Annotated in this window: 24 protein-coding genes and 2 tRNA genes; 13 read left to right on the forward strand and 13 right to left on the reverse strand. The window is 38.5% G+C overall.

Features of this window, described 5'->3' with window-relative positions; translation table 11 throughout:
- Nucleotides 1–253: 253 nt before the first annotated feature.
- Together EFY79_RS08955 and EFY79_RS08960 are read left to right on the forward strand one after the other, a co-directional pair.
- Nucleotides 254–1,135, forward strand: coding sequence for an inositol oxygenase family protein (locus EFY79_RS08955; RefSeq protein WP_123120367.1), 882 nt, complete (start codon nt 254–256; stop codon nt 1,133–1,135).
- A 234-nt stretch (nt 1,136–1,369) separates the two neighbouring features.
- The gene (locus tag EFY79_RS08960; protein ID WP_123120368.1) at nt 1,370–2,437 is read left to right on the forward strand and encodes an AOC03_06830 family ribosome hibernation factor; all 1,068 of its coding nucleotides are present in this window, start codon (nt 1,370–1,372) and stop codon (nt 2,435–2,437) included.
- 133 nt (nt 2,438–2,570) lie between these two features.
- On the opposite strand, the gene EFY79_RS08965 is transcribed toward EFY79_RS08960, so the two are convergent.
- A complete protein-coding gene (locus tag EFY79_RS08965; RefSeq protein ID WP_123120369.1) occupies nt 2,571–2,915 on the reverse strand; it encodes a GIY-YIG nuclease family protein in 345 nt (114 codons plus the stop codon).
- A 38-nt stretch (nt 2,916–2,953) separates the two neighbouring features.
- A tRNA-Met gene (locus tag EFY79_RS08970) sits at nt 2,954–3,025 on the reverse strand.
- A gap of 77 nt (nt 3,026–3,102) precedes the next feature.
- On the opposite strand from EFY79_RS08970, the gene EFY79_RS08975 reads away from it, so the two are divergent.
- Entirely contained in the window at nt 3,103–3,882 is a 780-nt protein-coding gene (locus tag EFY79_RS08975; protein WP_123120370.1) for an alpha/beta hydrolase-fold protein, read from the forward strand.
- 6 nt (nt 3,883–3,888) lie between these two features.
- Here the strand turns inward: EFY79_RS08975 and EFY79_RS08980 are convergent, their stop codons facing one another.
- Nucleotides 3,889–4,596 (reverse strand): head GIN domain-containing protein, encoded by a 708-nt coding sequence (locus EFY79_RS08980; RefSeq protein WP_123120447.1) that lies wholly within the window; start codon nt 4,594–4,596, stop codon nt 3,889–3,891.
- 244 nt (nt 4,597–4,840) lie between these two features.
- On the opposite strand from EFY79_RS08980, the gene EFY79_RS08985 reads away from it, so the two are divergent.
- The 3 genes from EFY79_RS08985 to EFY79_RS08995 all read left to right on the forward strand — a co-directional run bounded on the left by EFY79_RS08985 (nt 4,841) and on the right by EFY79_RS08995 (nt 7,908).
- Nucleotides 4,841–7,003 (forward strand): TonB-dependent receptor, encoded by a 2,163-nt coding sequence (locus EFY79_RS08985; protein ID WP_233577962.1) that lies wholly within the window; start codon nt 4,841–4,843, stop codon nt 7,001–7,003.
- A 198-nt stretch (nt 7,004–7,201) separates the two neighbouring features.
- The gene (locus tag EFY79_RS08990; RefSeq protein ID WP_123120372.1) at nt 7,202–7,519 is read left to right on the forward strand and encodes a nucleotidyltransferase domain-containing protein; all 318 of its coding nucleotides are present in this window, start codon (nt 7,202–7,204) and stop codon (nt 7,517–7,519) included.
- Complete coding sequence (locus EFY79_RS08995) at nt 7,516–7,908, forward strand: HEPN domain-containing protein (RefSeq protein ID WP_123120373.1); 393 nt, start codon at nt 7,516–7,518, stop codon at nt 7,906–7,908. The genes EFY79_RS08990 and EFY79_RS08995 overlap by 4 nt, the downstream gene beginning before the upstream one ends.
- A gap of 45 nt (nt 7,909–7,953) precedes the next feature.
- Here EFY79_RS08995 and EFY79_RS09000 read toward each other — a convergent pair whose 3' ends face one another.
- A complete protein-coding gene (locus EFY79_RS09000; protein WP_123120374.1) occupies nt 7,954–8,607 on the reverse strand; it encodes a protein-L-isoaspartate(D-aspartate) O-methyltransferase in 654 nt (217 codons plus the stop codon).
- 184 nt (nt 8,608–8,791) lie between these two features.
- Between EFY79_RS09000 and EFY79_RS09005 the strand changes: the two genes are divergently transcribed.
- From EFY79_RS09005 to EFY79_RS09015, 3 genes are all read left to right on the forward strand, one after another.
- Complete coding sequence (locus EFY79_RS09005) at nt 8,792–9,787, forward strand: polysaccharide deacetylase family protein (RefSeq protein ID WP_123120375.1); 996 nt, start codon at nt 8,792–8,794, stop codon at nt 9,785–9,787.
- Between the two features lie 31 nt (nt 9,788–9,818).
- Nucleotides 9,819–11,060 carry an MFS transporter gene (locus EFY79_RS09010; RefSeq protein WP_123120376.1) on the forward strand — a complete coding sequence of 414 codons (1,242 nt, stop codon included), beginning with the start codon at nt 9,819–9,821 and terminating at the stop codon, nt 11,058–11,060.
- A 137-nt stretch (nt 11,061–11,197) separates the two neighbouring features.
- Nucleotides 11,198–11,270, forward strand: a tRNA-Gly gene (locus EFY79_RS09015).
- A gap of 10 nt (nt 11,271–11,280) precedes the next feature.
- Here the strand turns inward: EFY79_RS09015 and truB are convergent.
- From truB to EFY79_RS09045, 6 genes are read right to left on the reverse strand one after another with little or no spacing between them, the layout of a single operon-like run.
- Nucleotides 11,281–11,961, reverse strand: a complete 681-nt coding sequence (gene truB / locus EFY79_RS09020; RefSeq protein ID WP_123120377.1) for a tRNA pseudouridine(55) synthase TruB — start codon at nt 11,959–11,961, stop codon at nt 11,281–11,283.
- Between the two features lie 15 nt (nt 11,962–11,976).
- A complete protein-coding gene (locus tag EFY79_RS09025) occupies nt 11,977–13,320 on the reverse strand; it encodes a DUF58 domain-containing protein (protein WP_123120378.1) in 1,344 nt (447 codons plus the stop codon).
- A gap of 15 nt (nt 13,321–13,335) precedes the next feature.
- Nucleotides 13,336–14,313, reverse strand: a complete 978-nt coding sequence (locus tag EFY79_RS09030; RefSeq protein WP_123120379.1) for an AAA family ATPase — start codon at nt 14,311–14,313, stop codon at nt 13,336–13,338.
- Nucleotides 14,313–15,551, reverse strand: coding sequence for a hypothetical protein (locus tag EFY79_RS09035; protein ID WP_123120380.1), 1,239 nt, complete (start codon nt 15,549–15,551; stop codon nt 14,313–14,315). The genes EFY79_RS09030 and EFY79_RS09035 overlap by 1 nt, the downstream gene beginning before the upstream one ends.
- A gap of 8 nt (nt 15,552–15,559) precedes the next feature.
- A complete protein-coding gene (locus tag EFY79_RS09040) occupies nt 15,560–16,372 on the reverse strand; it encodes a hypothetical protein (RefSeq protein ID WP_123120381.1) in 813 nt (270 codons plus the stop codon).
- A complete protein-coding gene (locus EFY79_RS09045) occupies nt 16,362–17,399 on the reverse strand; it encodes a stage II sporulation protein M (protein ID WP_123120382.1) in 1,038 nt (345 codons plus the stop codon). The genes EFY79_RS09040 and EFY79_RS09045 overlap by 11 nt, the downstream gene beginning before the upstream one ends.
- Before the next feature lie 142 nt (nt 17,400–17,541).
- Between EFY79_RS09045 and EFY79_RS09050 the strand changes: the two genes are divergently transcribed.
- Nucleotides 17,542–18,336 carry an RDD family protein gene (locus tag EFY79_RS09050; RefSeq protein WP_123120383.1) on the forward strand — a complete coding sequence of 265 codons (795 nt, stop codon included), beginning with the start codon at nt 17,542–17,544 and terminating at the stop codon, nt 18,334–18,336.
- 86 nt (nt 18,337–18,422) lie between these two features.
- Here EFY79_RS09050 and EFY79_RS09055 read toward each other — a convergent pair whose 3' ends face one another.
- A complete protein-coding gene (locus tag EFY79_RS09055; protein WP_123120384.1) occupies nt 18,423–19,430 on the reverse strand; it encodes a mechanosensitive ion channel family protein in 1,008 nt (335 codons plus the stop codon).
- A gap of 162 nt (nt 19,431–19,592) precedes the next feature.
- Here EFY79_RS09055 and EFY79_RS09060 point away from each other — a divergent pair, with 162 nt between their 5' ends.
- Both EFY79_RS09060 and dapA read left to right on the forward strand, forming a co-directional pair.
- Nucleotides 19,593–20,561, forward strand: coding sequence for an acetyl-CoA carboxylase carboxyltransferase subunit alpha (locus tag EFY79_RS09060; protein ID WP_123120385.1), 969 nt, complete (start codon nt 19,593–19,595; stop codon nt 20,559–20,561).
- A 95-nt stretch (nt 20,562–20,656) separates the two neighbouring features.
- Nucleotides 20,657–21,553, forward strand: a complete 897-nt coding sequence (gene dapA, locus EFY79_RS09065; RefSeq protein WP_123120386.1) for a 4-hydroxy-tetrahydrodipicolinate synthase — start codon at nt 20,657–20,659, stop codon at nt 21,551–21,553.
- Between the two features lie 91 nt (nt 21,554–21,644).
- Here the strand turns inward: dapA and EFY79_RS09070 are convergent, their stop codons facing one another.
- Entirely contained in the window at nt 21,645–22,547 is a 903-nt protein-coding gene (locus tag EFY79_RS09070; protein WP_123120387.1) for a ribonuclease Z, read from the reverse strand.
- 68 nt (nt 22,548–22,615) lie between these two features.
- On the reverse strand, nt 22,616–22,981 hold the full coding sequence (locus EFY79_RS09075; RefSeq protein WP_123120448.1) for an STAS domain-containing protein: 366 nt from the start codon (nt 22,979–22,981) through the stop codon (nt 22,616–22,618).
- Between the two features lie 302 nt (nt 22,982–23,283).
- Here EFY79_RS09075 and EFY79_RS09080 point away from each other — a divergent pair, with 302 nt between their 5' ends.
- The gene (locus EFY79_RS09080) at nt 23,284–25,824 is read left to right on the forward strand and encodes an ATP-dependent Clp protease ATP-binding subunit (protein WP_123120388.1); all 2,541 of its coding nucleotides are present in this window, start codon (nt 23,284–23,286) and stop codon (nt 25,822–25,824) included.
- Nucleotides 25,825–25,863 lie beyond the last annotated feature (39 nt).

Below are 25,863 nucleotides of genomic sequence, written 5' to 3' on the forward strand. Positions count from 1 at the left end.
ACCAACGGTTGGAAAATCGGAGCGGTATAACGGGAGACTGTTACGTACCGTTCTAACAGAATCTCAGGCTGCGATGCCTGGGTTTACTTACTAGGAACGGCGGTTTAAAAAAAAGTTTAGAGTTTTTCTGAAGGTCTGTTAAGAGTCAGGATATTCAGAGTTATAATTTCCCGAAACCGGTTTCGTAATTAAAATCGAAACATATAACAAAAATGTGGAAATTGCCTTATAATTACTTTAAAATACCATAGTTATGCAAAATCAAAATAATTTTTCTTCTGTTGAAACAAATCCACTGAATAGCCTTGACGAATGGGAAGACGATGTGCTTGAAAGATATCCGGAGCCTGAGGTAAAGGCCAAGTCAAAAGAAGAATACAGAAATTATGAAACACCCGGCAGAGATACCGTGAAAGAATTTTACCGGCTGAACCACACGTATCAGACCTATGATTTTGTAAAAGAAAAGAAAAATAATTTCCTTCAGTTCAATAAAAAAGAAATGCCTGTTTGGGACGCTTTTAATTTTCTCAATCAGTTAGTAGACGATTCGGATCCGGATACCGATTTGGATCAGTTTCAGCATCTTCTTCAAACATCAGAGGCCATTCGCCAGGATGGTCATCCCGATTGGATGGTATTGACCGGCCTCATGCACGACATGGGAAAGGTGCTTTGCCTTTTTGGGGAGCCGCAATGGGCTGTGGTAGGAGATACTTTCCCTGTTGGATGCGCCTATTCGGATAAAATAGTTTATCCTGAATTTTTTCAAAATAATCCTGACTATAACAACCCGGCTTACAATACAAAATATGGCGTTTATGAAAAGAACTGCGGGCTAAAAAATGTGCATATTTCCTGGGGGCATGATGAATACATTTACCAGATGATGAAGGATTATATTCCTGAAGAAGGATTATACATGCTTCGCTATCATTCTTTTTACGCCTGGCACCGCGAAGGTGAATATGATTATCTGCTGGACGACCACGACAAGGAAATGCTGAAATGGGTAAAGCTGTTTAACCCTTATGATCTTTATTCAAAGTGCCCGGAACCGCCTGATATCAATAAGCTGAGGCCGTATTACGAAGATCTTATTAAAAAATATTTGCCGGCTACTTTAAAATTTTAAATGTAACAGTTTAAACTTTTCTTAATTAATATCTTCTTCCTTTACTTTAAAATTTTTAAGAAATACTTCGATATAGTTTGCTTTTTTGGCAGAATAAAAAAATCGATTAAAGTTTCGTTTACTGATTCACATACGATAAGCTGAATTTAAAATTATAAGTTAATAAAATTTCTTCCGCTCAATTCATAAGGTTATCTGGCATTTAAGGCTTAACTTAATGACAAAGCATAATTTATGAATACAACTTTAGAAGAATTAAAAAACGTGAAGTCTGATTGTTGCATTACAATCCTACTTCAAACACATCGTACGCTGCCGGAAAATGAAAAAGATCCCATCGTGCTAAAAAATCTTATAAAAGAAGCGGAACAGCGTTTAAAAGAAAGATTTTCTTCAGAATTTGTAGAACGGATGATACAGAAATTAAATCAGCTTGCTGAAAGTATCAATCATCGCCATAACAAAGAAGGCCTTGCGCTTTTTGTCAATGAAAACCTGGCAAAGTATGTTCGGCTACCGCTGAATGTGGAAAATAGAATAATTATAGATAAAACATTTGCTACAAGAGATTTGGTTCGCGCAGGGCATCGCCAAACGGGCTACTATGTTTTATTACTTAGCCGCGATAAAGCAAGATTAATTGAAGCCTTTAATGATAAAGTGGTTGAGGAAGTAAATACAGGATTCCCTTTGCTGAACCCCGATATCAATGAACTAAAGCGCCTGGAGGCTTCTTTTGGGAACCGCAGGACAAACCTCGCCAAAGAATTTTTTAACCAGGTTGGCAAACAATTAAATGAGATTCAGAAGCAAAATTTAATGCCCGTAATCATTATTACAGATGAATCAAATTATTCTGACTTTTTAAAAGTTACTGATAAGAAGGAAAGGATTGTTGCGAAACTTTTTGGAAACCGTATGAATGAAAAACCGCACAGTATCGTTGAAGCTGCATGGCCGGTAATGCAGAAATGGGTAAAAGATAGAAACAATGAACGGTTACAGGAACTTAAAAAAGCAGTGAACTCGCGAAATGTATTGACGGACTTTACTGAAATCTGGAAGGCTGTAAATAATGGCCGCGGCAAGACGTTGTTTGTGAAACAAGGTTATTTTCAACCAGCCAGGTTGCAAAATAACCACATTGAGCTGCTGCCACCGGATCAATCAGAAAATGCGGATATTGATGATGTAATAGATGAAATGATAGAGATAAATCTTCATCATGAGGGCGACTCAGTTTTCATTGAAGGAAATGAACTTGAAAAGTTCAATGGCCTGGCACTCATAACGAAGAATTAGAAAATTGCCTTTTGAAATCCTCTGGTTGGCTTATAAAATTACTCCGCCCAATTTTTTTAGTAATAGGGATTAGTGAGGCTGTCTCAAAAGGATAGCCTCTTTTTTGTGAACGGTAATAATTTCACAAAAAGATTTATAAATAAAAAGCCCCCGCAAAAAATTCCAGGGCTTTTGTTGCGAAGGGAGGGTTCGAACCTCCGTCCGCCAGCCGGCGGATATGAGCCCTTCGTTTATTTGCGAATAATTTTTTCCCGGATAAAATCTCTTGCTGCGCTGATTTTAATTGCTTTTCTCTTAAGAGTGCAAGAGCTTTCGAATCAAAAAGTTCCTGATGAACAATAATCCAGGGTCTAAAATTTTTTGTCCAGCCTTTTGTTGACAATTCATTATGAGAAAAGAATCGTTGCTCCATGTTGGAAGTCATTCCGATATAGATTTTATTAAACTTTTTTGAAAACAATACGTAAACAGTAAACATAGAAATAAAAAGCCCCGGAATTTTTTCCAGGGCTTTTGTTGCGAAGGGAGGGTTCGAACCTCCGACCTTCGGGTTATGAGCCCGACGAGCTACCGCTGCTCTACTTCGCGATTTAGGATTGCAAATGTAAGGGCTTAAGTACTTGCAACCAAATTTTAATACTTTAGCAAATCATAAATTTTTATCTATGAACCGTAGTATGAACTTCTTAATAGTGTTGGTTGTGGTAATATTTACATCCTGCCATTCTAAAATAAAGGAAAGAAGTGAGAAGATATATTCGCGACATCTGCAAAAGCACATTACGTTAACTATCATCAGTACGCCGCCTCCATCCAATAAAAGCGATTTTAATTTGTTGTTACTTAATAATGGTTTTGACCAGGACGGCACCATGAAAATTACAGACAGCCTTTACCGGAAAAAAGATATCAAAGCGTTATTAATAGTAGCCATCAAGGCATTTGATGCAAAGCAGCAATTTGGTGTTGCCGGCATAACGGATGGACAAAATAATGGGTCGCTCGCTTCAAAATATTCAGATTTTATAGTAAATGAATTGCTGCCTTATATCAAGAAAAAAGCAGCAGTCAGAAGTTTTAAATCAATAACTATTGCAGGCGTGGGCGATGGGGGCATTTCAGCATTTGATATTGCGTGGGACAATTGGCAAAAATTTGACAAAGTTGGAATTTTACAGGATTTTTCGAATCCAGGCAGGCTTACAGATTTTTCTGCTATAACAAACAAGATTGCGAAATCAAGAAAAAAACCGAAGCTTCAGTTTTGGCTGGAAGTAGAAAAAGAACAGGATGAATCTGTTAAGGAAGATTCTTCGCAAATCAATAATTTGATTGAGACGTTACGAATTAAGAATGTCACTCCATCTTCTGTCAATATCCAAACACCATTGAATAAACATCAGTCCCTTATTAATTTTTTGCTTTGGGTAAATAATGGCAATTAAAATTTTTTATTCTTTTGATGATATATTGCTGGCCCCATTGGAACTAATTTTTCTGACTTCCGGATTGCCTTTAAAATATAGATTGCTTGCACCACTTGCGGTTGCTGAAATCGATTTATTCACGGTCAGCTTTGCATCGCTTGCCCCTGAAAGCTGGGCAATGAGATTGCCAACCGTTAATTCATAATTCTTTAGATCACTGGCGCCACTTGCCTCCAGTTTTAAATTCGCAATTTTTCCACTTACAGAAATTGTAGAAGCGCCAGAAAGATCAAATTGAACATCCGAAATATTTACAATCCCTTTCATTTCGCAAGCCCCGCTCAACTTTACCTTTACGCTGGCTCCCGTTAAAGTACCTGTAATGATAAAATTGCAGGCGCCTGAACCTTCAATGCCTTCAATATTTTTAAAGGAAATATAGGCACGCAATCTTTTATTGCCGCGCAACCTAATGGAATTGTTATCATAATAAATATTCAATACGCCGTTCTTTACTTCTGTCCTGATATTATCGCGGTATTCCGGATCGGATGCGCTTACACCCACTGCATCTTCATTTCCCTGCGATAAATAAACATCGATGCCCCCGCTTACTTTTATTGCGGAAAATGAACCAATTTTTCTTACTTCAACATTTTTATCATTGATTACTGTCTGTGCGCTGATTTGCAAAGCCAATAATGAAAACAGGCAAACCAAAATAGATTTCATATTCTTTTTTTGTGTGTAACGAAATTGATGACAAAAAGTTACAAGTTTTTTTAAATGAATTTTCTGCACGTATCTTTGCTTTTCAAAAGTATTAAACCGGGGTGCACCTGGCCATTTTTATTATTAGGCCAGGTTGCTGAGAAAATACCCGCAAACCTGATCAGGATAATGCCTGCGAAGGAAGGACCAGATACCGATCCCCCTTTTCTTTTTCATGCATTGTATTGATCAAAAAATTACAAACATGAAAAAAGTCTTTTTAATTGCTTTACTGCTTATTTTACAACTTGCCACAAGAGCGCAAGACACTTCTACTCACAAGCTTAGTGATACATTGATGCTTGAAAATATTGAGATTACTTCTACACGTGCATCAGATAAAGCGCCGTTTACAAAAATCAACCTGGATAAAGATCAGATTAAACAAATGAACCTTGGACAGGATCTCCCATTTGTGCTGAACCAAACGCCTTCGGTAGTCGTAAATTCTGACGCGGGAAACGGTGTTGGTTACACCGGCATCCACATCCGCGGAACTGATGCTTCGCGCATAAATGTGACACTAAATGGAATACCTTACAATGATGCGGAAAGCCAGGGGACTTTTTTCGTAGACATGCCGGATATCTCTTCTTCAGTTAATTCTATTCAAATTCAGCGTGGCGTGGGCACTTCCACCAATGGCGCAGGTGCGTTCGGCGCTACTATTAATCTTTCAACCAATGTGGTGAACAAAGAAAAATATCTTGAATTAAACAATAGCTATGGTTCTTTCAACACCTGGAAAAACACATTAAAAATTGGCTCTGGTTTGATGGGCAATCATTTTTTGGTTGATGCAAGACTTTCACGCATCAGCAGCGACGGATATATTGACAGAGCTACCTCGAACCTTAAGTCTTTTTATGTAAGCGCTGCTTATATCAATGAAAAAAGCTCTTTGCGGTTCAATATAATCAGTGGTAAAGAAAAAACCTACCAGGCGTGGAATGGCGTGCCGCAAAGCTATCTGGATAGTGCGCGGACTTATAATTCGTCTGGTACGGAAAAGCCTGGCGCACCTTATGCAAATGAAACTGACAATTACATTCAAACACATTACCAGCTTTTTTACAATCACAAAATCAACTCTGTTTTGAGTTATAATATTGCTGCATTTCTTTCAAGGGGCAAGGGATATTATGAAAACTACAAGGCAGATCAGTCTTTCAAAGATTATTCTCTTTCGGATATTATTAACGGTAATGACACCATCACTTCAACAGATTTAGTGCAAAGACTTTGGCTTGACAATTATTTTTATGGGTCCATCTTTTCATTACAATATCATAAAGGAAAAACAAATATCACTTTTGGCGGCGGTTATACAGAGTATGATGGAAAGCATTATAATATTGTAACGTGGGCTCAGAAAGGTTTCCCAAAAAATTATAAATATTTCAATGCACCCGCTATCAAGAATGATTTTAATCTGTATGCTAAGCTGATGCAATCTTTTGGAGCAGGATTTACAGGTTTTTTAGATTTGCAGGGACATTTTATTCAATATAAAATTGATGGATTTGAAGATCGGCCCGACATCCGCATTAAAGAAAATTACAGCTTCTTTAATCCAAAAGCCGGAATTTCATTCAATCGAAATAATTACCAGGTGTATGCCTCATTTGCGGTAGCCACCAAAGAGCCTAACCGCGATGATTTTGAAGCCGGCGCCAACCAGATTCCAAAACCTGAAACGCTCTACGACCTCGAGCTTGGCCTTGAAAAAAAATATGCGTCATTTAATTATGGAGCTACATTATATTATATGAGTTATCATAATCAACTGGTTAATACAGGCAAAATCAATGATGTAGGCGCTTATACACGAACCAATGCGCCGCACAGTTACCGCGCCGGCATTGAATTACAGGGAAATTCAGTAATAAATCATTGGCTAAATATCGGAGGGAATATTGCCTTCAGCGAAAATAAAATAAAAGATTTTACGGAATATATCGATGATTATGACAATGGCGGCCAAAAACAAAATCATTACCAAAACACGGATATTTCATTTTCACCCGGTGTTGTCGGCGCAGCTTTAATAAATTTTATCCCGCTTAAGAATGCTGAAATCAATTTACAATCGAAATATGTGGGCAGGCAATTTTTGGACAACACCTCACATGTGAGCAGAAGTCTCGATCCTTATTTCGTAGAAAATGTAAAATTTTCTTACTCCATTTTTAGAAAGATTTTTAAAGAAGTAAATTTTATTTTCCAGGTGAATAATGTTTTCAATAATTTGTATGAGCCCAATGGCTACACGTATAATTATTTTTCGGACGGCAGGCTGCAAGTGGAGAATTATTATTTTCCTATGGCCGGGATAAATTTTATGGCGGCCATCAATATTAAGTTGTAGGGTGAAAGCAGGGTTTAGATTGATTAGAAGGTTTAGAAGGTTTAGATAGTTTAGATGGTTTAGTAATTCAGGTAATTATATTTTATAGTAAACGGATAAATAGGATTAATTTTTATTTTAGATTTAAGAATGATGAAAGATTGGGGTAAACCCAAAAGATACAGTTATCTTCTATACCAAAAAGCATAATTTTGAAGTATGCACAATGAATCTGACATCATAGAACGTATTAAATTGTCTCTAAATACAACAGAACCTGAAGCGACTGTTATTTTGTTTGGTTCTTATGCCCGCGGGGATCATAAAAGCGATTCGGATATTGACCTTCTCATTCTTCTTGATAAAGACAAAATTACTCATGATGATGCAAAAAGAGTGGCCTATCCACTATACGATATTGAGTTTGAAACTGGTAAAATTATCAGCCCTTTGATACTTTCAAAAAAAAGGTGGGAGACCAAACATAGAATTACTCCTTTTTATAAGAATATTTTAAAAGAGGGAGTGGTGCTATGACATCAAATGAGCGAAAAGAGTTGGTCAATTACAGGATGAATAAAGCCAGAGAAACCTTTGGTGAAATAGATTTACTTATTCAACACAAACTTTGGAACACCGCTATCAACAGATTATATTATGCTTGCTATTATGCAGTAATCGCATTGCTAATTGACAGGAAAATCGAAACGCTTACACATACTGGCACCAGGCAGATGTTTGGACTTCATTTTATAAAAAATGGATTAATCGAGAAAGATATTGGGAAATTTTATTCAAGAATATTTGATTTGAGACAGACGGGCGATTACGAGGACTTTGTTGATTTTTCGATGGAGCAAGTAATCGAACTTTTAGAGCCGGCTGAAAAGTTTATTAGTCATATCGAATCTATTTTAAAAACTTAATCGCCTGAAATAAATTATTAGTAAGAGTAGACATTAAAAACTATTTCAGCTTCTGCCTTTCAGCATTGGCACAAAAGAAAAATTTGAGAAAGCTTCTTCATCCAGCGTGCCATCGCTATTTTTTGTAATCCGCATCATTTTTTGAATGCCATTACCTTCAAGCGGAATCACCATTTTGCCGCCGGTTTTTAATTGGTCAATTAGTTTAGGCGGAATAAATGGAGCAGCAGCCGTAATGATTATTTTGTCAAAAGGAGCATAAGTGGGCAGGCCTTCAAAGCCATCACCATAAAAATATTTGATGGAGGGATAGCGTTGCCTTAATTTGAAATTCTTATTTGTATCAAATAATTTTTTTTGCCTTTCAATGGTGAAAACATTGGCGCCCATTTCTGCCAGCACCATTGCCTGGTAAGCGCTTCCGGTTCCTATTTCCAGAATTTTTTCATGAGGCTTCACCTGCAGCAGTTGCGTTTGATAGGCTACCGTGTAAGGTTGGGAAATCGTTTGACCTTCGCCGATAGGAAAAGCCCTGTCCTGGTAAGCGATATGTTCCAAAGCGGTATCCATAAAGAAATGGCGGGGAATATTCATCATGGCATTCAGCACGTTTTCATCCGTAATTCCTTTATCCCGAATAGAATCAATCAGTTTTTTTCGTAAACCTTTGTGGCGATAAGTGTCTTCAAAATTTCGCATGGCTGCAATTTAGAAATTGTATTGATGATTTCGAAAGAATAAAATCGGGATTATGTTATAAGTGCAACGACACGCAACCGGAAATATTTATTTTCTTACTTTCATGGATTGAAATTTTGCACCGGTTGAAGCTTATTATTAAATTTAACGCCGGATGTTTTAAACATCTCCTGAATTGCTTTTTATGAAAAAAATTTTTCTTTTTATTTTTCTTGTGGCAATTTCTTTTTGCTCCAAAGCGCAGGACAGCACTTATGCGCAACGCCTCGGATTTCCAAAAGATGCCCGCGTGATTATTCTTCATATGGATGATGCGGGTATGTCTTTAAGTTCTGATCGCGGCGTCGAAAAAGTTTTTGAAAAGGGCGTAGCTAATTCCACGAGCGTGATGATGCCCTGCCCGTGGGTGCCTCAAATGGTTCGTTATATCAAGGCTCATCCGGGCATTGACGCAGGATTACATCTGACGCTTACTTCAGAGTGGAAAGACTATCGCTGGGGGCCGCTGGCAGGCGCTGCGGTGGTTCCTGGCCTCGTGGATTCCACAGGTAGTATGTGGCGTGGTGTTGCCGACGTAGTTAAACATGCAAGTGCTGAAGAGGTAGATAAGGAAATGAGAGCGCAGTTGCAACGCGCAGAAAAAATGAATTTTCATCCTACCCATTTGGATTCGCACATGGGCACTTTGTTTGCCACGGATGCATTTCTTCAAAAATATATTCAATTAGGCATCGAAAAACAAATTCCCGTAATGTTTCCCGGTGGCCATGACACTTACATTAGTGATGAGATGAAAATTCCGGATAACGTACTTCATTCTTATCAAAACCTGGGAAAAAAAATTTGGGACGGCGGCTTGCCTGTGCTTGATGATTTGCTCAACAGTAGTTATGATTGGAACCCTCCGGCTGATATCGTAAAAAATGAGAAAGCTTTAGCCAAATGGAGAGTAGATCTTTATGAAAAAGCAATGCTTAAATTGAAGCCTGGCGTTACCATGGTAATCATGCATTGCACAGATCCTTCTTCAGTTTTTTCAGAAATTTCTGATAGCGGCGATAAAAGAAGGGCTGATATGCTGGCGATGCTGGATGCAGGATTTAAAAAATTTCTAAAAGATAATGGGTTCGTTTTAACTACCTGGCGCGAGCTTATGGAACGAAGACAAAAGATAAAATAAAGTTTTTAAAAAGAATCACACTTCCACGCTTATGAAAATTGTTCAGTCTGAAAGCCAGGGCAAATTTATGGTTACAGCCGCCGTGTTGGTAGCTGCTTTGGGCTATTTTGTAGATATCTATGATCTTCTATTGTTCAGCATCGTAAGAATTCCAAGTTTAAAAGGGCTTGGATTTTCGGGACAGACTTTAACGGACAACGGAATTTTTTTGTTGGATGTCCAAATGATGGGATTGTTGCTGGGCGGTATTTTCTGGGGAATTTTGGGCGACAAAAAAGGCCGGCTTTATGTTTTGTTTGGCTCAATATTTTTGTATTCAGTAGCCAATATTGCAAATGGATTTGTTAACTCAATCGAAAGTTATTCTGTTTGGCGTTTTGTTGCGGGCTTTGGATTAGCCGGTGAATTAGGCGCAGGCATTACATTAGTGGCCGAAATCATGCCTAAAGAAAAGCGTGGTTATGCTACGACCATCGTAGCGGCTGTAGGCGTTAGCGGTGCGGTGGTTGGTTTTTTTGTGGCTGAATTATTCAACTGGCGAACGTCATTTTTTGTGGGCGGAGGATTAGGGCTTTTATTATTGTTTCTGAGAATAGGCGTAAGTGAATCGGGTATGTTTGGAAAAGCGAAAACGCAGGATACCAGGCGCGGCGATTTTTTATCGTTATTCATCAACAGGAAAAGATTAATGAAATACCTGCGCATAATAGTTATCGGAATTCCAACGTGGTATGTAGTGGCTATTCTCATCACCTTATCACCTGAATTCGGAAATATATTAGGTGTAAAAGGAACTGTAAATGCAGGCGCTGCGGTAGCGTATTGCTACGGCGGCCTGGTGTTGGGCGATATTGTAAGTGGATTGCTAAGCCAGTTGCTTAAGAGCAGGATAAAAGTCGTTTACATATTTCTCGGGCTCACTGTCATTTCCAGCGCCGCTTATTTTTTGTTGCACAATATCAGCATGGCTGGCTTTTATGCTGTTTGTTTTTTCCTTGGATTTTCGGCAGGCTATTGGGTGGTTTTTATGACCATTGCTACAGAACAGTTTGGAACGAATATCCGGGCAACAGTTACAACAACAGTTCCCAATTTTGTAAGAGGTTCAGTGGTGCCTGTTACACTGCTATTTCAATACCTGCGCGGCTTGTTTAATGGCTCGCTGATATATGCCGGAGTGGTAGTAGGCGTGATAACCATTGGGCTATCTTTTTGGGCCTTGCATTATGTACAGGAAACCTTTCATAAAGATTTGAATTACCTGGAAGAATGATAATTGTAGTAAACGAATAAAAAATTAATTTTTTTATTTCGTAAATAATGAACAACGATTCTTCTAGGCAGCGATAAGATTTAAAGAACAGAAAATTAAAAATTTGTCCGACAAGAATTTTTTATATTGCACAAAAAGCGGAAGTAGCTCACCTGGTAGAGCGACAGCTTCCCAAGCTGTAGGTAGCGGGTTCGAGTCCCGTCTTCCGCTCAAAATAAATCTATTTTTCGTTTTCTAACGAAGCTTCAAACTTAACGATGCTCATAGCATCTTCTGCTTTAAAATTGCCAATGCGGGTTCTTCTCAGTTCTGACAAATGACCTCCACAACCAAGGGCCGCTCCAAAATCATTTGCCAGGCTTCGGATATACGTTCCGGTGGAACATACTACTTTGAAAGAAACAACGGGCATTTCAATTGCAGTAATTTCAAAGCTTTTAATCGAAATTTTTCTTGGTTCAATGATTACATCAATTCCCTTGCGGGCCTGAAGATACACAGGTTTGCCTTTTTGTTTTATCGCTGAATGGATAGGAGGAGTTTGTAAAATTTCACCAATAAAATTTTGGGCGGCTTCTGCAATCAGCTTGGGTGTTATGCCATCAATAGATTTAAAATCGCGCGGTTCACTTTCCAAATCGTACGTTGGCGTAACGGCTCCTAAAGTTATTTGTCCCGTGTATTCCTTTTCCTGGGCCATAAATTGATTTATCTTTTTGGTAAATTTTCCGGTGCATACAATTAAAAGGCCGGTAGCCAAAGGATCCAGTGTGCCGGCATGACCAACTTTTTTTATTTTTATTAAATTCCTGATTTTTCTTACCACATCAAATGATGTCCAGTGTAGCGGTTTATCAATTAATAAAACTTTTCCTTCCTCAAATGTTTCTTGTGTCGTCATCTTAATTTATTTTCATCAGATTGCCTGTCTTGCTTTCAGTTCTAAGTATTTGTTGATAGCGTTTATCGTAAGGTTCTTCGGGGAAGATAAAATAGAAAGTATCCCATATTTGGAAAGTTCCTTAGCGATAATTCTTTTTTCAAAAGCGAATTTTTCAGCAATCGTTTTTATATAAACTTCCTCAATGTTTTTCGCGTGCGAATTGCGCAGATGGTCCAATTCGGAATTTTCAAAAAATATTACCAGTAATAAATGATTGCGTGAAATGGAGCGCAGATACTCCATCTGCCTGTTTAACCCCGATAAAGATTCGAAATTGGTAAATAGTATCAGCAGGCTGCGATGCTTGATTTTCTTCCTGATTTGCAGATAAAGCATTTCAAAATCACTTTCGAGGAAATCAGTTTTTTGTTTATATAATAGTTGCAAAATATTTTCAGCCTGTGAAACTTTTCTGTCTGCCGCCAGGATGTTTCCAAACTTATTTGAGAAAGTGATGACGCCTATTTTGTCTTGTTTTTTTAAACAGACATTGCTGAGCACGAGGCAACTGTTGATGGCATAATCCAGGAGCGTCATTCCATCAAAAGACATTTTCATCAACCTTCCCTTATCAATTATGCAATACACCTGTTGCGACCTTTCTTCCATAAAGCTGTTAATCATCAAACCACCTTTTCGGGCAGAAGCTTTCCAGTTCAGCGTGCGGATATCATCGCCCGAAACATATTCCTTTATTTGTTCAAACTCCATGCTTTGCGCTATTTTACGCATTCGTTGATTTCCTGATTCAGCATTCAGAAAAGTACCTGAAAATAATTCGTAATTACGTAATTGTAAAAAGGCCGGGTAAACAGGAACATCCAGGGCCGCGCTGGTGGTAAATCTTCTTTTGAAAATTTGTAAAGGAGTTGAAATGAAAAGATGGATGTCGCCAAAATGATATTCCCCTCTTTCCAAAGGCTTAAATTTCCACGAAACTTTTCTTTGCCCCTTTGCTTTTAGCTTAATCTTTTTTCTGAGGTTTCTTATTTGTAATTGTTCAGGCAGCTCGTCTATCAGCTCTGCCGAAACAGGAAATCTAAAATCATTTTTTATTATCCATTGAATCGTATTAAAATCGCCATTGCTGAAACGGTGTGGGGTAATTCTTTGCGCTGTGGGAAACTTTTTGGTGAAAAATAAGAGCGAATAATCCAGGCAACAAAAAATGATAAATACAAAAAATATCGCTATGGAAAAAGATTGCAATGCCGGCACGTAAAATGAAAGAATAAATAATGCTACTAAGCTGCCCAGGCCAATAAAGAAGCGGTTACCGGGAAAAAGGTCGACAAAATATTTTTTTAATTTTTGCAAAATATGGCGCTAAAGTTAACGGGGTACTTCAATTTTTGAAATGATATCGTTTATCAGTTCGTCAGGTGACAACCCTTCCATTTCTTTTTCCGGCGTTAAAATAATCCGGTGCCTCATCACCGGAACTGCCATTTCAATGATGTCTTCCGGAGTAACGAAATCCCTTCCCATCATAGCCGCGTGCGCTTTCGCAGATTTTAAAATAGCAAGAGATGCGCGGGGAGAAGCGCCGAGATATAATGAAGAATTACTCCTGGTCTCATTCACAATTTTTGCAATAAATTCTACCAGTTTCGCATCGATAATTACCTGGCTTGTTATATTTCTATATTCTGTAATCTGCGCTGGAGTTACTAATGCCTTCACATTTTTCAGCAGCGTGGTTTGTGATACTGATTGCTGGTTCAGCAGGATATTAATTTCTTCTTCTACGGTGGGGTAGCTCATGATGATCTTAAACAAAAAACGGTCGAGCTGCGCTTCTGGCAATCGATACGTTCCTTCCTGCTCTATCGGGTTTTGCGTAGCAATTACTAAAAAGGGAAAGTCCATCGGATGCGTGACACCATCAATGGTTACCTGTCTTTCTTCCATTACTTCAAACAAGGCAGACTGGGTTTTTGCCGGTGCGCGGTTAATTTCATCTATCAAAATTATATTGCTGAAAACGGGCCCGCGCTTAAAATCAAATTCTGCTACTTTTGGATTAAAGACTGAAGTTCCCAATACATCACTTGGCATAAGATCGGGTGTAAATTGTATTCGCGAAAAATTAGTATTAATAATTTTCGAAAGCAATTTGGCGGTTAATGTTTTTGCCACGCCGGGCACGCCTTCTATCAAAACATGACCATCGCATAATAGCGCAATCAACAGAAGGTCTACCATTTTATGCTGGCCCACGATTACTTTGCTTATTTCGGTCCTGATATTAATGACGGCGTTGTTTAGCGCAGTGATGTCAACACGTTGTTCAAATAAATTTTCTTCCATCAACTTTTTACTTTTTTAAAATTTTCAATCTTTAAATTTAAGGCAAGTAATTCTTCATTGCTTACTTCCTCCTGTTGTTGAATATGAGTAATCAATTCAAATAATTCTGCAGTTTCTTTTTTATCAACGCCGCTTTTTCCTGAAACAGAAGTTATAAAATCGTTATCGATTACAGAGGTATTGATAAAATATTTTTTCCGAAGGTAATCGTAAAAATAGGTTATGATTTTTTCTGAAATATTTTGGTTGTTCTGGTGTTGTAAATAAAGCCTGCCCACTGTTTCTGTAAATTGAACCGCAGTGTTTTTATTAGTTTTTATTATATCAATTTGTTTTTGTTTTCTTTTCAGATTAAATAATACAAACAACAAAATTCCCACCAGCCCGGTGATGAAAGCCCAGAGCAACGGCGGATGCTGCTTTACCACCTGCAATGAAGAAAAATTATCATCATGCGTTATATTTTTTTTGTTTCTTGTTGAGGAAAATTCTTTATAATATTCATCCCAGTAAACATATTGCGGGCTAAACCGAAGATAAGCTGTGGCGTTCTCGAAATAATGATAGTTATCTTTTGTGAGTAAAAAATAATTGCTGAAAATGCGGGGCGCAAGATGGAGATACAATCTTCCCTGGCCTGAGAAAATTACGATGTAGTTCGGAAGATTCAATTCATTAACGCCCAAAACTCTTGTAATAGATTGATCATAGCTGGTAAAATAATTCAGGAAAGGAAAATAATAATAGCTGTATTTTTTTGAATTAAAATCATTTCCAAAAAACATGCTTACCCATGTGTCCTGCATCCTGCCATTTACTTCACTGATAATTTCTCCTTTCCGGTTTACGCTGCAGTTTGTGGCATCCAGTAATTTTGGGTCCACATAGTCGGCAGAAATAAACAAGTCGTTGCCTGCTTTCACATATTCAACCATTGCGTTCACTTCATCCACTGAGAGTAGAAGATTTTTAGTGATTAAAAAATAGAGCGAGTAGGTATTGTTTGCCTGGTTTTGCATGCTCTGCCAGGTTTTGGTGAATGGGCGCTCTGCAATATTTACCCAGTAATCCGGAAATTCTGACGTGAAGCCCTGGTAGGCAATGAAAGCCCCAAATGGAAGCTTATCTGTTTTGCGATAGCTTTCAGTGAGTGAAGGCAACTTTTTTTTATTTTGCCGGCAACCTGAAATAGTGATGAATGCCAGCAACAAGAGATTATATTTTAAAGCAGATTTCAAAATTTGAATTATACATTTTTATTGAAAAAATTGAAATCCTTTTTCAATTTTTGATAGGGTTCTTTATCTATAAAAAATTTTCCATACCATACATATTCGTAATCGCGCGTAAGTTTGCTGAAGTCCTCAAAATACCGGTGATGCTTCATTTCGGCCAGGTAATCATGATTCGTTTTTTCAGCAGCAAAGCTGATAATTTCTTTATCTGAAAGGTTTTTTAAAGTTTTCAAAAACAAGTAACGTGTTGCAAGGTTGAATTCATTTTTATTTTCCGCCTCAGATATGAGAGAATCATATTCCGATAATTCATTTAATTCCTGCAGCGAAATTTCTTCCGGCTCTATGTGCTCTTCCTTTTTCCTAACAAATAGACCGTTTTTAGAAAATATTTTATAGGAAAGAAATGCGATAAAAAAGATAGCAAGCGACCAGAAAAATATTGTAAGCGGCCAACTGTTAAGAGCGGCCGTGAGGGTTGTGGGCCGTCGTGATTGGTTAGGTTTTCTTTTAATCATTCCGCTTTTTTCGTCTACGCTAACCGTATCAAACCTCATATCTTTTTGATTTCGCAACAGGCTATCGAGATAATGCATGTAGGCAAATTCCCTGTTTTTTTTCCAATCCAAAATATCAAGGCTGTCTTTCAAATGCTGCATGGAAAGCGAGGTATCGCTATTTTCTGCAGAGTCATCCTGGAAAGATTGGTAAATTGAATCGCTGTGGTTGGTGTTTACAGAATCCCTCGTTTGTGCATTTGCGTTTACGAAAAAAAACATGCAGGCCGGCAGTAAAGCAATAAAAAAACAGGTTTTATATTTCATAAGCAATCCCATCCTTTAAGATTTTTCCATCCTGCAGGCTAAAGCCTGAATTGCGCAGCCTGATTGGATACAAAACAAAGTACCATAACATTAATAGCAATGAACCGGCGAGAATCATTATGCTGAAAGGAACCGGCAAGCCAATATCGCCAGAATTTTTTTCAAAAGTATTGCTCATAAGGTGAGTTACGTAGCTTTCAAAAAATGCAGCAATTATAAAAAAAGGGATGAGGCTTACACAAATCCTGACAGCATCTTTTGCGCCCCGTAAAAAGGATTCTTTCCGCGAATAGGTGCCTGGAAATAACCACCCCGTTCCTAAAATAATTCCTGCACAGCTTGCAATTACGATAGAAGAAATCTCAATTGTGCCGTGAATCCAGATGACTAACACTGACTGCCAGCCTAATCCCTGCGAAAAAAATATATATTGAAAGCAACCTAACATCATCCCATTGCTCCACATAAACAATATCGTACCAATGCCGAATATAATTCCAAAAATCACCGTTTTGAACGCCACGCTGATGTTGTTGTAAGCAATCATAACAAACATTGAAAATGGATTATCGTCTTTATATACCCCAAAGGGATCGCCTTTTTGGATGGACGCAATTGTCTGGTCATAATATCCGCGCTGAACCCGGTGGTCAAAATACTGGCGTGCAAATTCAGGGTCGCTGGCGGAAGAAACCACACCGATAAATACAAATGAAAGAAATAGTAAAAAAGTGAAAAGGAAAATTTTGTGATAACGGCGAAATAACAAAGGCAGCTCATACTTCCAGAATTGTATTATCCTTGCGAAATTGTGCCGTTTATTTTGAAAGATATTTTGGTAAATGGAAGCTGCGATTCCATTTATCCACCGCGTTACTTTGCTCCCCGGGTAAAAAGTTTTGGCGTAAGAAAGGTCATCCAGCAGCGTAATAAAGCGATCGGCCATTTCATCAGGGTCTTTTGTCTCTTCGTGCTGGTAACGGTTCCATTTGTCCACATTTTTTTTAATAAACCTTGCTTCACGCATAAAATAAAAATTGAAACAACCGTTTTATGGGTCGTTGTTGTCCTACAACGGATACGGCAAAAACTTATTTGAACCCAAAACAAATTAATCATTAATAGAAATAAAATGACAATTTTTATTTTAAAATAATAAATTGCTCCTGATGCCACTGATACAAATTGAAACTCCTTTTAATATTGAGCTTGAGTTTGAAATCGCCGAAGCCTATAAGCGGCTATTTGCTTACCTGGTTGATTTTGCCATTTTGCTGGTGTTTTTCATCAGCATGAAATATTTTTATTATGGCGGCTTTAACCTGGCGGGGGTAGAAAGTCTGAAAAGCCATGTGGGGCTGGATATACTTACTATTTCTATTCCTATGCTATTGTATTCGCTGGTTTGCGAAGTGATGATGCATGGGCAAACAGTTGGGAAAAAAATCTTCAACATAAGAATTATCAGTGTGGCAGGCGGCGAGCCATCTTTGAGCCAATATACCACGCGCTGGATTTTTAAAGTATTTGAATGGCCATTTTTTTTCGGCTATACATTTTTTAGCCTTCAGAATATTGCTGCTTATATTCTCCTTACCGGCTTTTGGGGAATGGTAGTGTTGATTTTTATTGCAGTGAGCAAAAAAAACCAAAGGTTGGGAGATATTGCCGCCAATACAGTGGTGATTAACACCGTTTCGCCCTTCTCTGTGAAGGATACTGTTTTTAGAGAAATCAGTGATACGAATTACCACGTGAGTTTTCCGCAGGTTTTAAAATTAAGTGACCGCGATATCAACACCATCAAAAACGTAGTGAATTCATACCACCAGGAACATAATGCCGATACCTGCGACCGCCTGGCCTGGAAGGTGCAGGAAGTTTTGCATATTCAAACGGATATGTATTCCATCAGTTTTTTAGAAACTCTTTTGGCTGACTATAACTACCTGGCTACAAAATAAGGCGATGTAAAAAATTTGAAATTTATCAGTAGAGCCATAAATACTTCAAATTATTATTTTGCTTCTTTGGTAAATTTTCATTGCGGCTATCTTGAATCTCCTTTTGGAAATAAGACTTTTTCAGGCGCTTTGTTCAATTCTGCTAATGTTTTATTTATGATAAGCGTACGAAACCGCGATGCTTTTTTTGGAGAAACCAGGTAAGTTACCGATACTTCAACCCAGGTGTTGGCGTTAATATTATAAGTTATATATGGGTATTCTTTTATTTCCAAATCATCCACCGGCGAATTTTTCACCATCTCTTTTAAGTTTTTGATATTGTCAGTCATTTGCGGCCCTAATTCTGCAGTGGTTATTCGCCTGATAGTTGTCGCTACAAAATCCAGGTCGCTTGTAAAGGCCACATAAAAAGGAATCTGGTTCCAGATGTATTCAAAATTTTCCCATGAATAATTAAAAACAGCGGCTTGAAGAACGAGGCTGTTTGGAAAGCGAATCAGGCGGCCACTGGGCAAGTCATTTGAGAGGTAATCGCCACCAAATTCCCAAAGCGTAGTATCCAGATAACCTATTTCTATTACGTCGCCTTTAAAGTCGTTGATCTGGATTCTATCGCCAATTCTGTAAGGATTCCTGATGATTATATATATCCAGCCGATGAACGAACTGATAGGATTTTGCAGGGCAAAGCCCAAAATAAGGGAAATCAACCCGAGAGAAACAGCCGCTGCATACCAATTGGTGAAAAGAAAGGATATAAATATAATTGCTACTAAAATAATACTAACGAGCCTTGTAAAATGAATGAGATTGTAGCGCGAATACCTGCCTGACTTTTTGTGAATCAATACTTCAACGAATTTAGCAAGTGCTAAAACCACCACGGCAAAAAATGTGGCGAGCGAAAGTCGTTGCAATAGCAGCCTGTATGTTCCCAGCAAATCAAAAATGTGTAACCGGAAAAGTATGTAGGCGGTGAGCGCTAAAAGTGAAATGGTGATATAGGTTCCAAACCAGATAAAAGAATTTTGCTTTTTAATTTGGCTTTCTTTGTTATCAGCATCAGCTACCTGGTTTTGATCAATTTTCATAAAGTGCTTTCTAATCCCAAATTTTAAAATTTACAATAATAAAGCCAGATTGGTTAGAAATTAAGCTTTTCAGCATTATTTAAATTTGGCGCCTTAACTTTATCGCCCGAAAAAAAGTGGGGATTAGATAAAAGTATTTATAGATAAAACTTTTTACAAAAAATGGCAGCACCGGCACGACAGTTTCTCGATTTTGAGCAACCGATAAAAGAACTTTACGACCAGATTGAAGAGAATCAAAAGCTCGCTTCAAAAACGGGTAAGGATAATTACAAAACAATCATTAAAGAGCTTGAAGAAAATATAATTCAGAAGAGAAAGCAGATAACCGAAAATCTTACGCCCTGGCAGAAGGTACAGTTGAGCCGCCACCCGGACAGGCCTTACACTTTAGAATACATTTTAAAAATGTTTACCAACTTCCAGGAGCTGCATGGCGACCGGAATGTGCGGGACGATAAAGCCATGATTGGTGGTTTTGCGCAAATGGATGGCGAAACGCTGATGGTAATAGGGCATCAAAAAGGAACCAATACCAAGATGCGCCAGATGCGCAATTTTGGAATGGCCAACCCCGAAGGATACCGGAAAGCACTGAGACTGATGAAACTGGCCGAAAAATTTAATAAACCGATACTGACATTGATAGATACTCCCGGCGCTTATCCGGGGCTGGAAGCGGAAGAACGAGGCCAGGGTGAGGCTATCGCCAGGAATATTTATGAAATGGTGCGCCTGAAGGTTCCTGTGGTTTGTGTAGTGATAGGCGAAGGCGCCAGCGGTGGCGCTTTGGGAATTGGCGTTGGCGATAAAGTTTTAATGCTGGAAAATTCATGGTACACTGTGATTTCGCCGGAAAATTGCAGCTCTATTTTGTGGCGAAGCTGGGCGCAAAAGGAAGTGGCTGCCGAACAATTAAAGCTTACATCGCATGATATGCTTGAGTTTGGCCTGGTGGATGGCGTAATTCGCGAACCGCTTGGAGGTGCACATTGGGATTATGATGAAGCGGCTGCCAACCTGAAATCGTATATCAAGCCCATTTTTAAAAGTCTCGAAAAAATCGATCCCGAAAAAAGGATAAAGAACCGGATTAATAAATATAATAAGATGGGTTTTTGGGATGAGTGATCTAAAAGATGAGTGATCTAAAATCTGATAATCATTAGCTTTTAACAAGAAGCAAATTTCAACCGAAAAATTACAGACTAACAACAAACAAAAAAATGTCTTTAATAAATATACTAACAGGCACCGGGGTTGCAATCGTAACTCCTTTTAAAAAAAACGCGGAAGTGGATTTGGATTCGCTGGGCAAATTGATTGATTTTATAATTGATAACGGCGTTGAATATATCGTATCGCTCGGCACTACCGGAGAAACTCCTACGCTGTCAAAAAAGGAGCAGGCTGAAATTGTTGATTTTACTTCAGAAAAAATTAACGGCCGTGTACCGTTGGTTTTGGGAATTGGTGGCAACAATACAAGTGCTATTATTGACCATTTTGCCGATTTCAAGCTGGAAAATATTACGGCCATTTTAAGCTCAAGCCCGAATTATAACAAGCCTTCGCAGGAAGGGATTTTTCAGCATTATAAGGCCATTTCACAACAATCGCCCTTACCGGTTATTTTATACAATGTGCCTGGCCGCACAGGAAGCAACATTACTGCAGAAACCACTTTGCGCCTCGCCAATGAGTGCGAAAACGTGCAGGGAATAAAAGAAGCCAGTGGCAATATGGTTCAGTGCATGCATATTCTGAAAAACAAGCCCGGCGATTTTTTATTTGTGAGTGGTGACGATCATATTTCTCTGCCCCTTGTTGCATGTGGTTCCAAAGGCGTAATAAGTGTTGTGGCAAATGCTTTTCCAAAAGATTTTTCAGAGATGATAAGGCTGGCATTAAAAAATGATTTCGAAAACGCGCAGAAGTTGCACTATAAACTGTTACCAGCGTATGATTTATTGTTCATCGAAAATAATCCCGCAGGTGTTAAATCATTTTTATCTGAATTGAAGTTATTAGAGAACGTTTTGAGGCTCCCGCTGGTTCCGCTTTCTGAGCCGAATCTGAAAAAGGTTAAAGATTTTTTGAGCGCTGTTTCAGACGTGAATTAACACAATAAAATCCCCGGTATTTATTGGTTTACTGCTTTGCCCGTGCAACTGCATGGCCAACTCATATTTTGCTAAACCGGTTATACCCGTATCAGGCTAAATAGCAAACACCTTCCTCCGCAATTTCGGTATTCTCAAAAGTGCTTTGCGCTTCAGTTTTGAACTCATCAAGGTTTTCGTACATAGAGGAGAAATGTCCTAGTAAAAGTTTTTTTGCTCCGGCTTTGGCAGCAATCATTGCTGCCTGCCTGGAAGTTGAATGGAATCGTTCGCCTGCTTTTTGTGAAAGCTCGTCCAGGTAAGTACTTTCATGATACACTAAATCAACACCATGTATTTTTTCGGCAATCGGATCGTAAAAAGCGGTATCCGCGCAATAGGCATACGACTTTGGAGGTTCTACGGCCACGGTCAATATTTCGTTTTTTATCACCTGGTTATGCTCATTAATAAAATCCAGTCCTTTGTGCAATTGTTCGTAGAACGATTGTGGCACATTGTATTTTTTTGTTTGTTGTGGAATTATCTTCCTCAGATTTTTCTTTTCCCTGAACAAAAATCCCCAACATTCTATGCGATGGTTTACTTTAAAGCATTCAACAGATAACGTTTTGTCATCAAACAAAATTTCTTCCTTCTCTAAATTATGAAACAAAAGTTGATAGGGAAACCGCGTTTCTGTTACCTCCATTTGTATTTCTATAATTGATTTCAATTTTGCGGGGGCATAAATATGAAGGTCATTCGTTCGATGGTTTAGGGCGAAAGTATTTAATAAGCCCACCAAACCAAAGTAATGATCGCCATGCAAATGCGAAATGAATATATGATTGATCCTGCTTTTTCTGATTTTATACTGTCTCATTTGCATCTGCGTGCCCTCACCGCAATCAATAAGCACAAAATGTTCAGCGGTTTGCAAAACCTGCGCGGTTGGGTGTCGGTTGTGAGCGGGAACAGCAGAATTATTTCCTAATATAGTTACTGCAATCACTTGGTGGAATGGTTTTCTATGGGTATTGTGTTTTTCAAAATATGTACAGGGTTTACACAAAAAGTTATTTAAAGATATTCCCTTTCAATCTCTTCCATCTGCACAATATCTGAGGCTTCACTTTCTGTGGGGGTCACGTTCAGAATCTCCAACACATCTATGCTATCTAAAAAATCAGCAACTTCCGGCTTAAGGTGGCAGTACACCAGGGAATGATTTTCATCGTAAAACCTTTGTTGGATCACAGCCAGCAATTTAGCTATTTCCAGTTCCATTTCATTTACCTGCCTGAAATTAATAATAACATTCGCCGGCGTTTCTTTCAGGTAATTGAGAAGTATTTTACGTAAGTCTTCTGTCATATTAGCAGTCAATTTGTTCTCCTGTAATGTAATGACGTACATTTTTTCTTTGGTATCAATTTTGACTTTCATTTTTACCGTTTTAATGATCACCCGAAGGTTATATTCAAAGGTATTAAAATTAAAAACGAAAAATGAGGGGCAGTTTTCTGAGAATGAAGTGAATCGTGAAATTTCCGAAAAAGTTTAAGTTGTTCAATTCGCCCACAATTACCACCTGCATTTTTTAATTTTAAAAGTTTAGTTTTTTTCCTTTAAATAAACATGCTTTTTAACAACCTGTGATTCTTTTAAACGTTATTTAGTAAAATTTATTTATTATTATTGTATAGGCTTATCGTTATTGAAAAGCGTTACATTAAATTGTTAATTAAATGGACAACAATTTTTCAACACAAGTAAAAGAAATTATTTCTTATAGCCGCGAAGAAGCTTTGCGCCTTGGAAATGACTTTATTGGAACAGAACATTTGGTGCTGGGCCTTATAAGGGATGGCGAAAATACTGCAATGAAAATCCTGAAATCGCTGAACGTGGATTTATATGAATTACGCAAAGAGATTGAGCTTGCAGTAAAGGATAAAACCGGTAAAAATATCGCTAACATTAACTCGCTACCGCTCACCAAACAAGCTGAAAAAGTAATAAGGATTACGGTTTTGGAAGCCAAGACCAACAAAAGCCCCCAGGTGGAAAGCGAACACCTGATGCTTTCGATTTTGAAGAACAAAGAGAATATCGCTACACAGATTTTAAACCAGTTTGATGTGGATTATGACATGTTCAAAAGTGAGTTGGGATATGTAAAAACAGATCCAAAGGCTGACTTTCAGGATGAGGAAAGTGAAGATTTTGAAGAAGAAAGAAAATCGTATTCCCAGCAATCGCGTGCTTCAAAGGGTTCTTCGGCCCAGGCAAAAACAAAAACGCCGGTGCTGGATAATTTTGGCCGGGATATTACCCGCCTTGCAGAAATGGGAAGCCTTGATCCGATTGTAGGACGGGAAACAGAGATCGAAAGAGTTTCGCAAATACTTAGCCGTCGTAAAAAGAACAATCCTATCCTGATTGGCGAACCAGGCGTTGGTAAAACGGCTATTGTAGAAGGCCTGGCGCTACGAATTATCCAAAGAAAAGTAAGCCGGGTTTTGTTTGACAAGCGGGTCGTTTCCCTTGACCTTGCTGCGCTCGTGGCCGGTACCAAATATCGTGGCCAGTTTGAAGAAAGAATGAAAGCGATAATGAACGAACTCGAAAAAAACCGGGATGTAATATTATTTATCGATGAAATTCATACCATCGTTGGCGCAGGGGGGGCGAGCGGTTCGCTTGATGCCTCCAATATTTTTAAACCTGCACTCGCACGTGGAGAGCTTCAATGCATCGGCGCTTCAACTTTGGATGAGTACAGGATGTATATCGAAAAAGACGGAGCATTGGATCGCCGTTTTCAGAAAGTAATAGTTGATCAGCCAAGCGTTAATGAAACCATTGAAATTTTAAACAACATTAAAAGTAAATACGAGGATTATCATAATGTAATTTATGATAACGAGGCGATTGATGCTTGTGTGAAATTAAGTGATCGGTACATGACTGACAGGTTGCTGCCTGATAAAGCGATCGACGTTCTTGATGAAGTTGGCGCACGTGTTCACCTGAAAAATATCAATGTACCCCAGGAAGTTATTGAACTTGAGAAAAAAATTGATGAGATAAAACACGAAAAAAATAAAGTAGTAAAAAGCCAGCGTTTTGAAGAGGCCGCTTCGCTTCGCGATACAGAGAAGCATTTGCAGGAGCAATTGGAAAAAGCAAAAGCGGATTGGGAAGAAGAAAGCAGGAACAAAAGATATCCGATAAACGAAGAAGCCATTGCAGAAGTAGTAAGCATGATGACTGGAATTCCCGTAAAACGGATGGTGCAGGAAGAAACAGACAAACTTCGCAAGATGGGAGAAGATCTGAAAGGCGCGGTAGTAGGCCAGGATGAAGCTATCACGAAAGTGGTGAAAGCTATTCAAAGAAACCGCGTAGGTTTAAAAGATCCTAAAAAACCTATAGGTACATTTATTTTCCTTGGCCCTACCGGTGTGGGTAAAACTGAACTGGCAAGAGCATTAGCTAAATACATGTTCGACAGTGAAGAGGCATTAATACGGATCGACATGAGTGAGTATATGGAAAAATTCACTGTTTCAAGATTGATAGGCGCCCCTCCCGGATATGTTGGTTATGAAGAGGGCGGCCAGTTAACTGAAAAAGTAAGGCGCAAGCCATACTCTGTAATTCTTTTGGATGAAATAGAAAAAGCACACCCCGACATTTATAATATTTTGTTGCAAGTGTTGGATGATGGCGTTCTTACAGATGGCCTTGGAAGAAAGATTGATTTTAAAAACACCATGATCATTATGACTTCCAATATTGGGGCGCGACAGCTTAAAGATTTCGGCGCGGGTGTTGGATTTACAACAGCATCCAGAATTCAAAACGCTGAAGAAAACAATAAGGCGGTGATTGAAAAAGCGCTGAAACGCACGTTTAGCCCTGAATTTTTAAACCGGATTGATGATGTTGTAATCTTCAACTCACTTTCAGAAGATAATATTTTTGAAATTATAGATATTTTAATGAAAAGTGTGACGATAAGATTAAATAACCTTGGTCTTAAACTTGAATTAGCTGAAGAAGCGAAAAAATTTATTTCTGAAAAAGGGTATGATTCGCAATTTGGCGCAAGGCCATTGCACAGGGCCATTCAGAAATATCTTGAAGATCCTTTAGCGGAAGAAATATTGAACATGAACGTGAAATCCGGAGATGTTTTAATCGCTTCTCTTGATAAAGAAAATTCAAAAATTGTTTTCCGGGTGAAAGGCACACCGGCCACTAAAAAGAAATCAGAAGTATAAGCTACGACGTAATTTAGCATCATAAATACCACCCGGGCA

The organism is Hanamia caeni (assembly GCF_003721595.1).
GTDB lineage: Bacteria > Bacteroidota > Bacteroidia > Chitinophagales > Chitinophagaceae > Ginsengibacter > Ginsengibacter caeni.

Bases quoted from the DNA above. Each gene is read 5' to 3' on its own strand.
- EFY79_RS09050 (WP_123120383.1), top strand. From the start codon at position 17,542: ATGCCACTGATACAAATTGAAACTCCTTTTAATATTGAGCTTGAGTTT.
- EFY79_RS09030 (WP_123120379.1), bottom strand. From the start codon at position 14,313: ATGGAAGAAAATTTATTTGAACAACGTGTTGACATCACTGCGCTAAAC.
- truB (WP_123120377.1), bottom strand. From the start codon at position 11,961: ATGACGACACAAGAAACATTTGAGGAAGGAAAAGTTTTATTAATTGAT.
- EFY79_RS09045 (WP_123120382.1), bottom strand. From the start codon at position 17,399: ATGCGTGAAGCAAGGTTTATTAAAAAAAATGTGGACAAATGGAACCGT.
- EFY79_RS09075 (WP_123120448.1), bottom strand. From the start codon at position 22,981: ATGAAAGTCAAAATTGATACCAAAGAAAAAATGTACGTCATTACATTA.
- EFY79_RS09040 (WP_123120381.1), bottom strand. From the start codon at position 16,372: ATGAAATATAAAACCTGTTTTTTTATTGCTTTACTGCCGGCCTGCATG.
- EFY79_RS08990 (WP_123120372.1), top strand. From the start codon at position 7,202: ATGCACAATGAATCTGACATCATAGAACGTATTAAATTGTCTCTAAAT.
- EFY79_RS08960 (WP_123120368.1), top strand. From the start codon at position 1,370: ATGAATACAACTTTAGAAGAATTAAAAAACGTGAAGTCTGATTGTTGC.
- EFY79_RS09010 (WP_123120376.1), top strand. From the start codon at position 9,819: ATGAAAATTGTTCAGTCTGAAAGCCAGGGCAAATTTATGGTTACAGCC.
- EFY79_RS09000 (WP_123120374.1), bottom strand. From the start codon at position 8,607: ATGCGAAATTTTGAAGACACTTATCGCCACAAAGGTTTACGAAAAAAA.
- EFY79_RS08995 (WP_123120373.1), top strand. From the start codon at position 7,516: ATGACATCAAATGAGCGAAAAGAGTTGGTCAATTACAGGATGAATAAA.
- EFY79_RS09055 (WP_123120384.1), bottom strand. From the start codon at position 19,430: ATGAAAATTGATCAAAACCAGGTAGCTGATGCTGATAACAAAGAAAGC.
- EFY79_RS08965 (WP_123120369.1), bottom strand. From the start codon at position 2,915: ATGTTTACTGTTTACGTATTGTTTTCAAAAAAGTTTAATAAAATCTAT.
- EFY79_RS09080 (WP_123120388.1), top strand. From the start codon at position 23,284: ATGGACAACAATTTTTCAACACAAGTAAAAGAAATTATTTCTTATAGC.
- dapA (WP_123120386.1), top strand. From the start codon at position 20,657: ATGTCTTTAATAAATATACTAACAGGCACCGGGGTTGCAATCGTAACT.
- EFY79_RS09060 (WP_123120385.1), top strand. From the start codon at position 19,593: ATGGCAGCACCGGCACGACAGTTTCTCGATTTTGAGCAACCGATAAAA.
- EFY79_RS08985 (WP_233577962.1), top strand. From the start codon at position 4,841: ATGAAAAAAGTCTTTTTAATTGCTTTACTGCTTATTTTACAACTTGCC.
- EFY79_RS08975 (WP_123120370.1), top strand. From the start codon at position 3,103: ATGAACCGTAGTATGAACTTCTTAATAGTGTTGGTTGTGGTAATATTT.
- EFY79_RS08955 (WP_123120367.1), top strand. From the start codon at position 254: ATGCAAAATCAAAATAATTTTTCTTCTGTTGAAACAAATCCACTGAAT.
- EFY79_RS08980 (WP_123120447.1), bottom strand. From the start codon at position 4,596: ATGAAATCTATTTTGGTTTGCCTGTTTTCATTATTGGCTTTGCAAATC.
- EFY79_RS09005 (WP_123120375.1), top strand. From the start codon at position 8,792: ATGAAAAAAATTTTTCTTTTTATTTTTCTTGTGGCAATTTCTTTTTGC.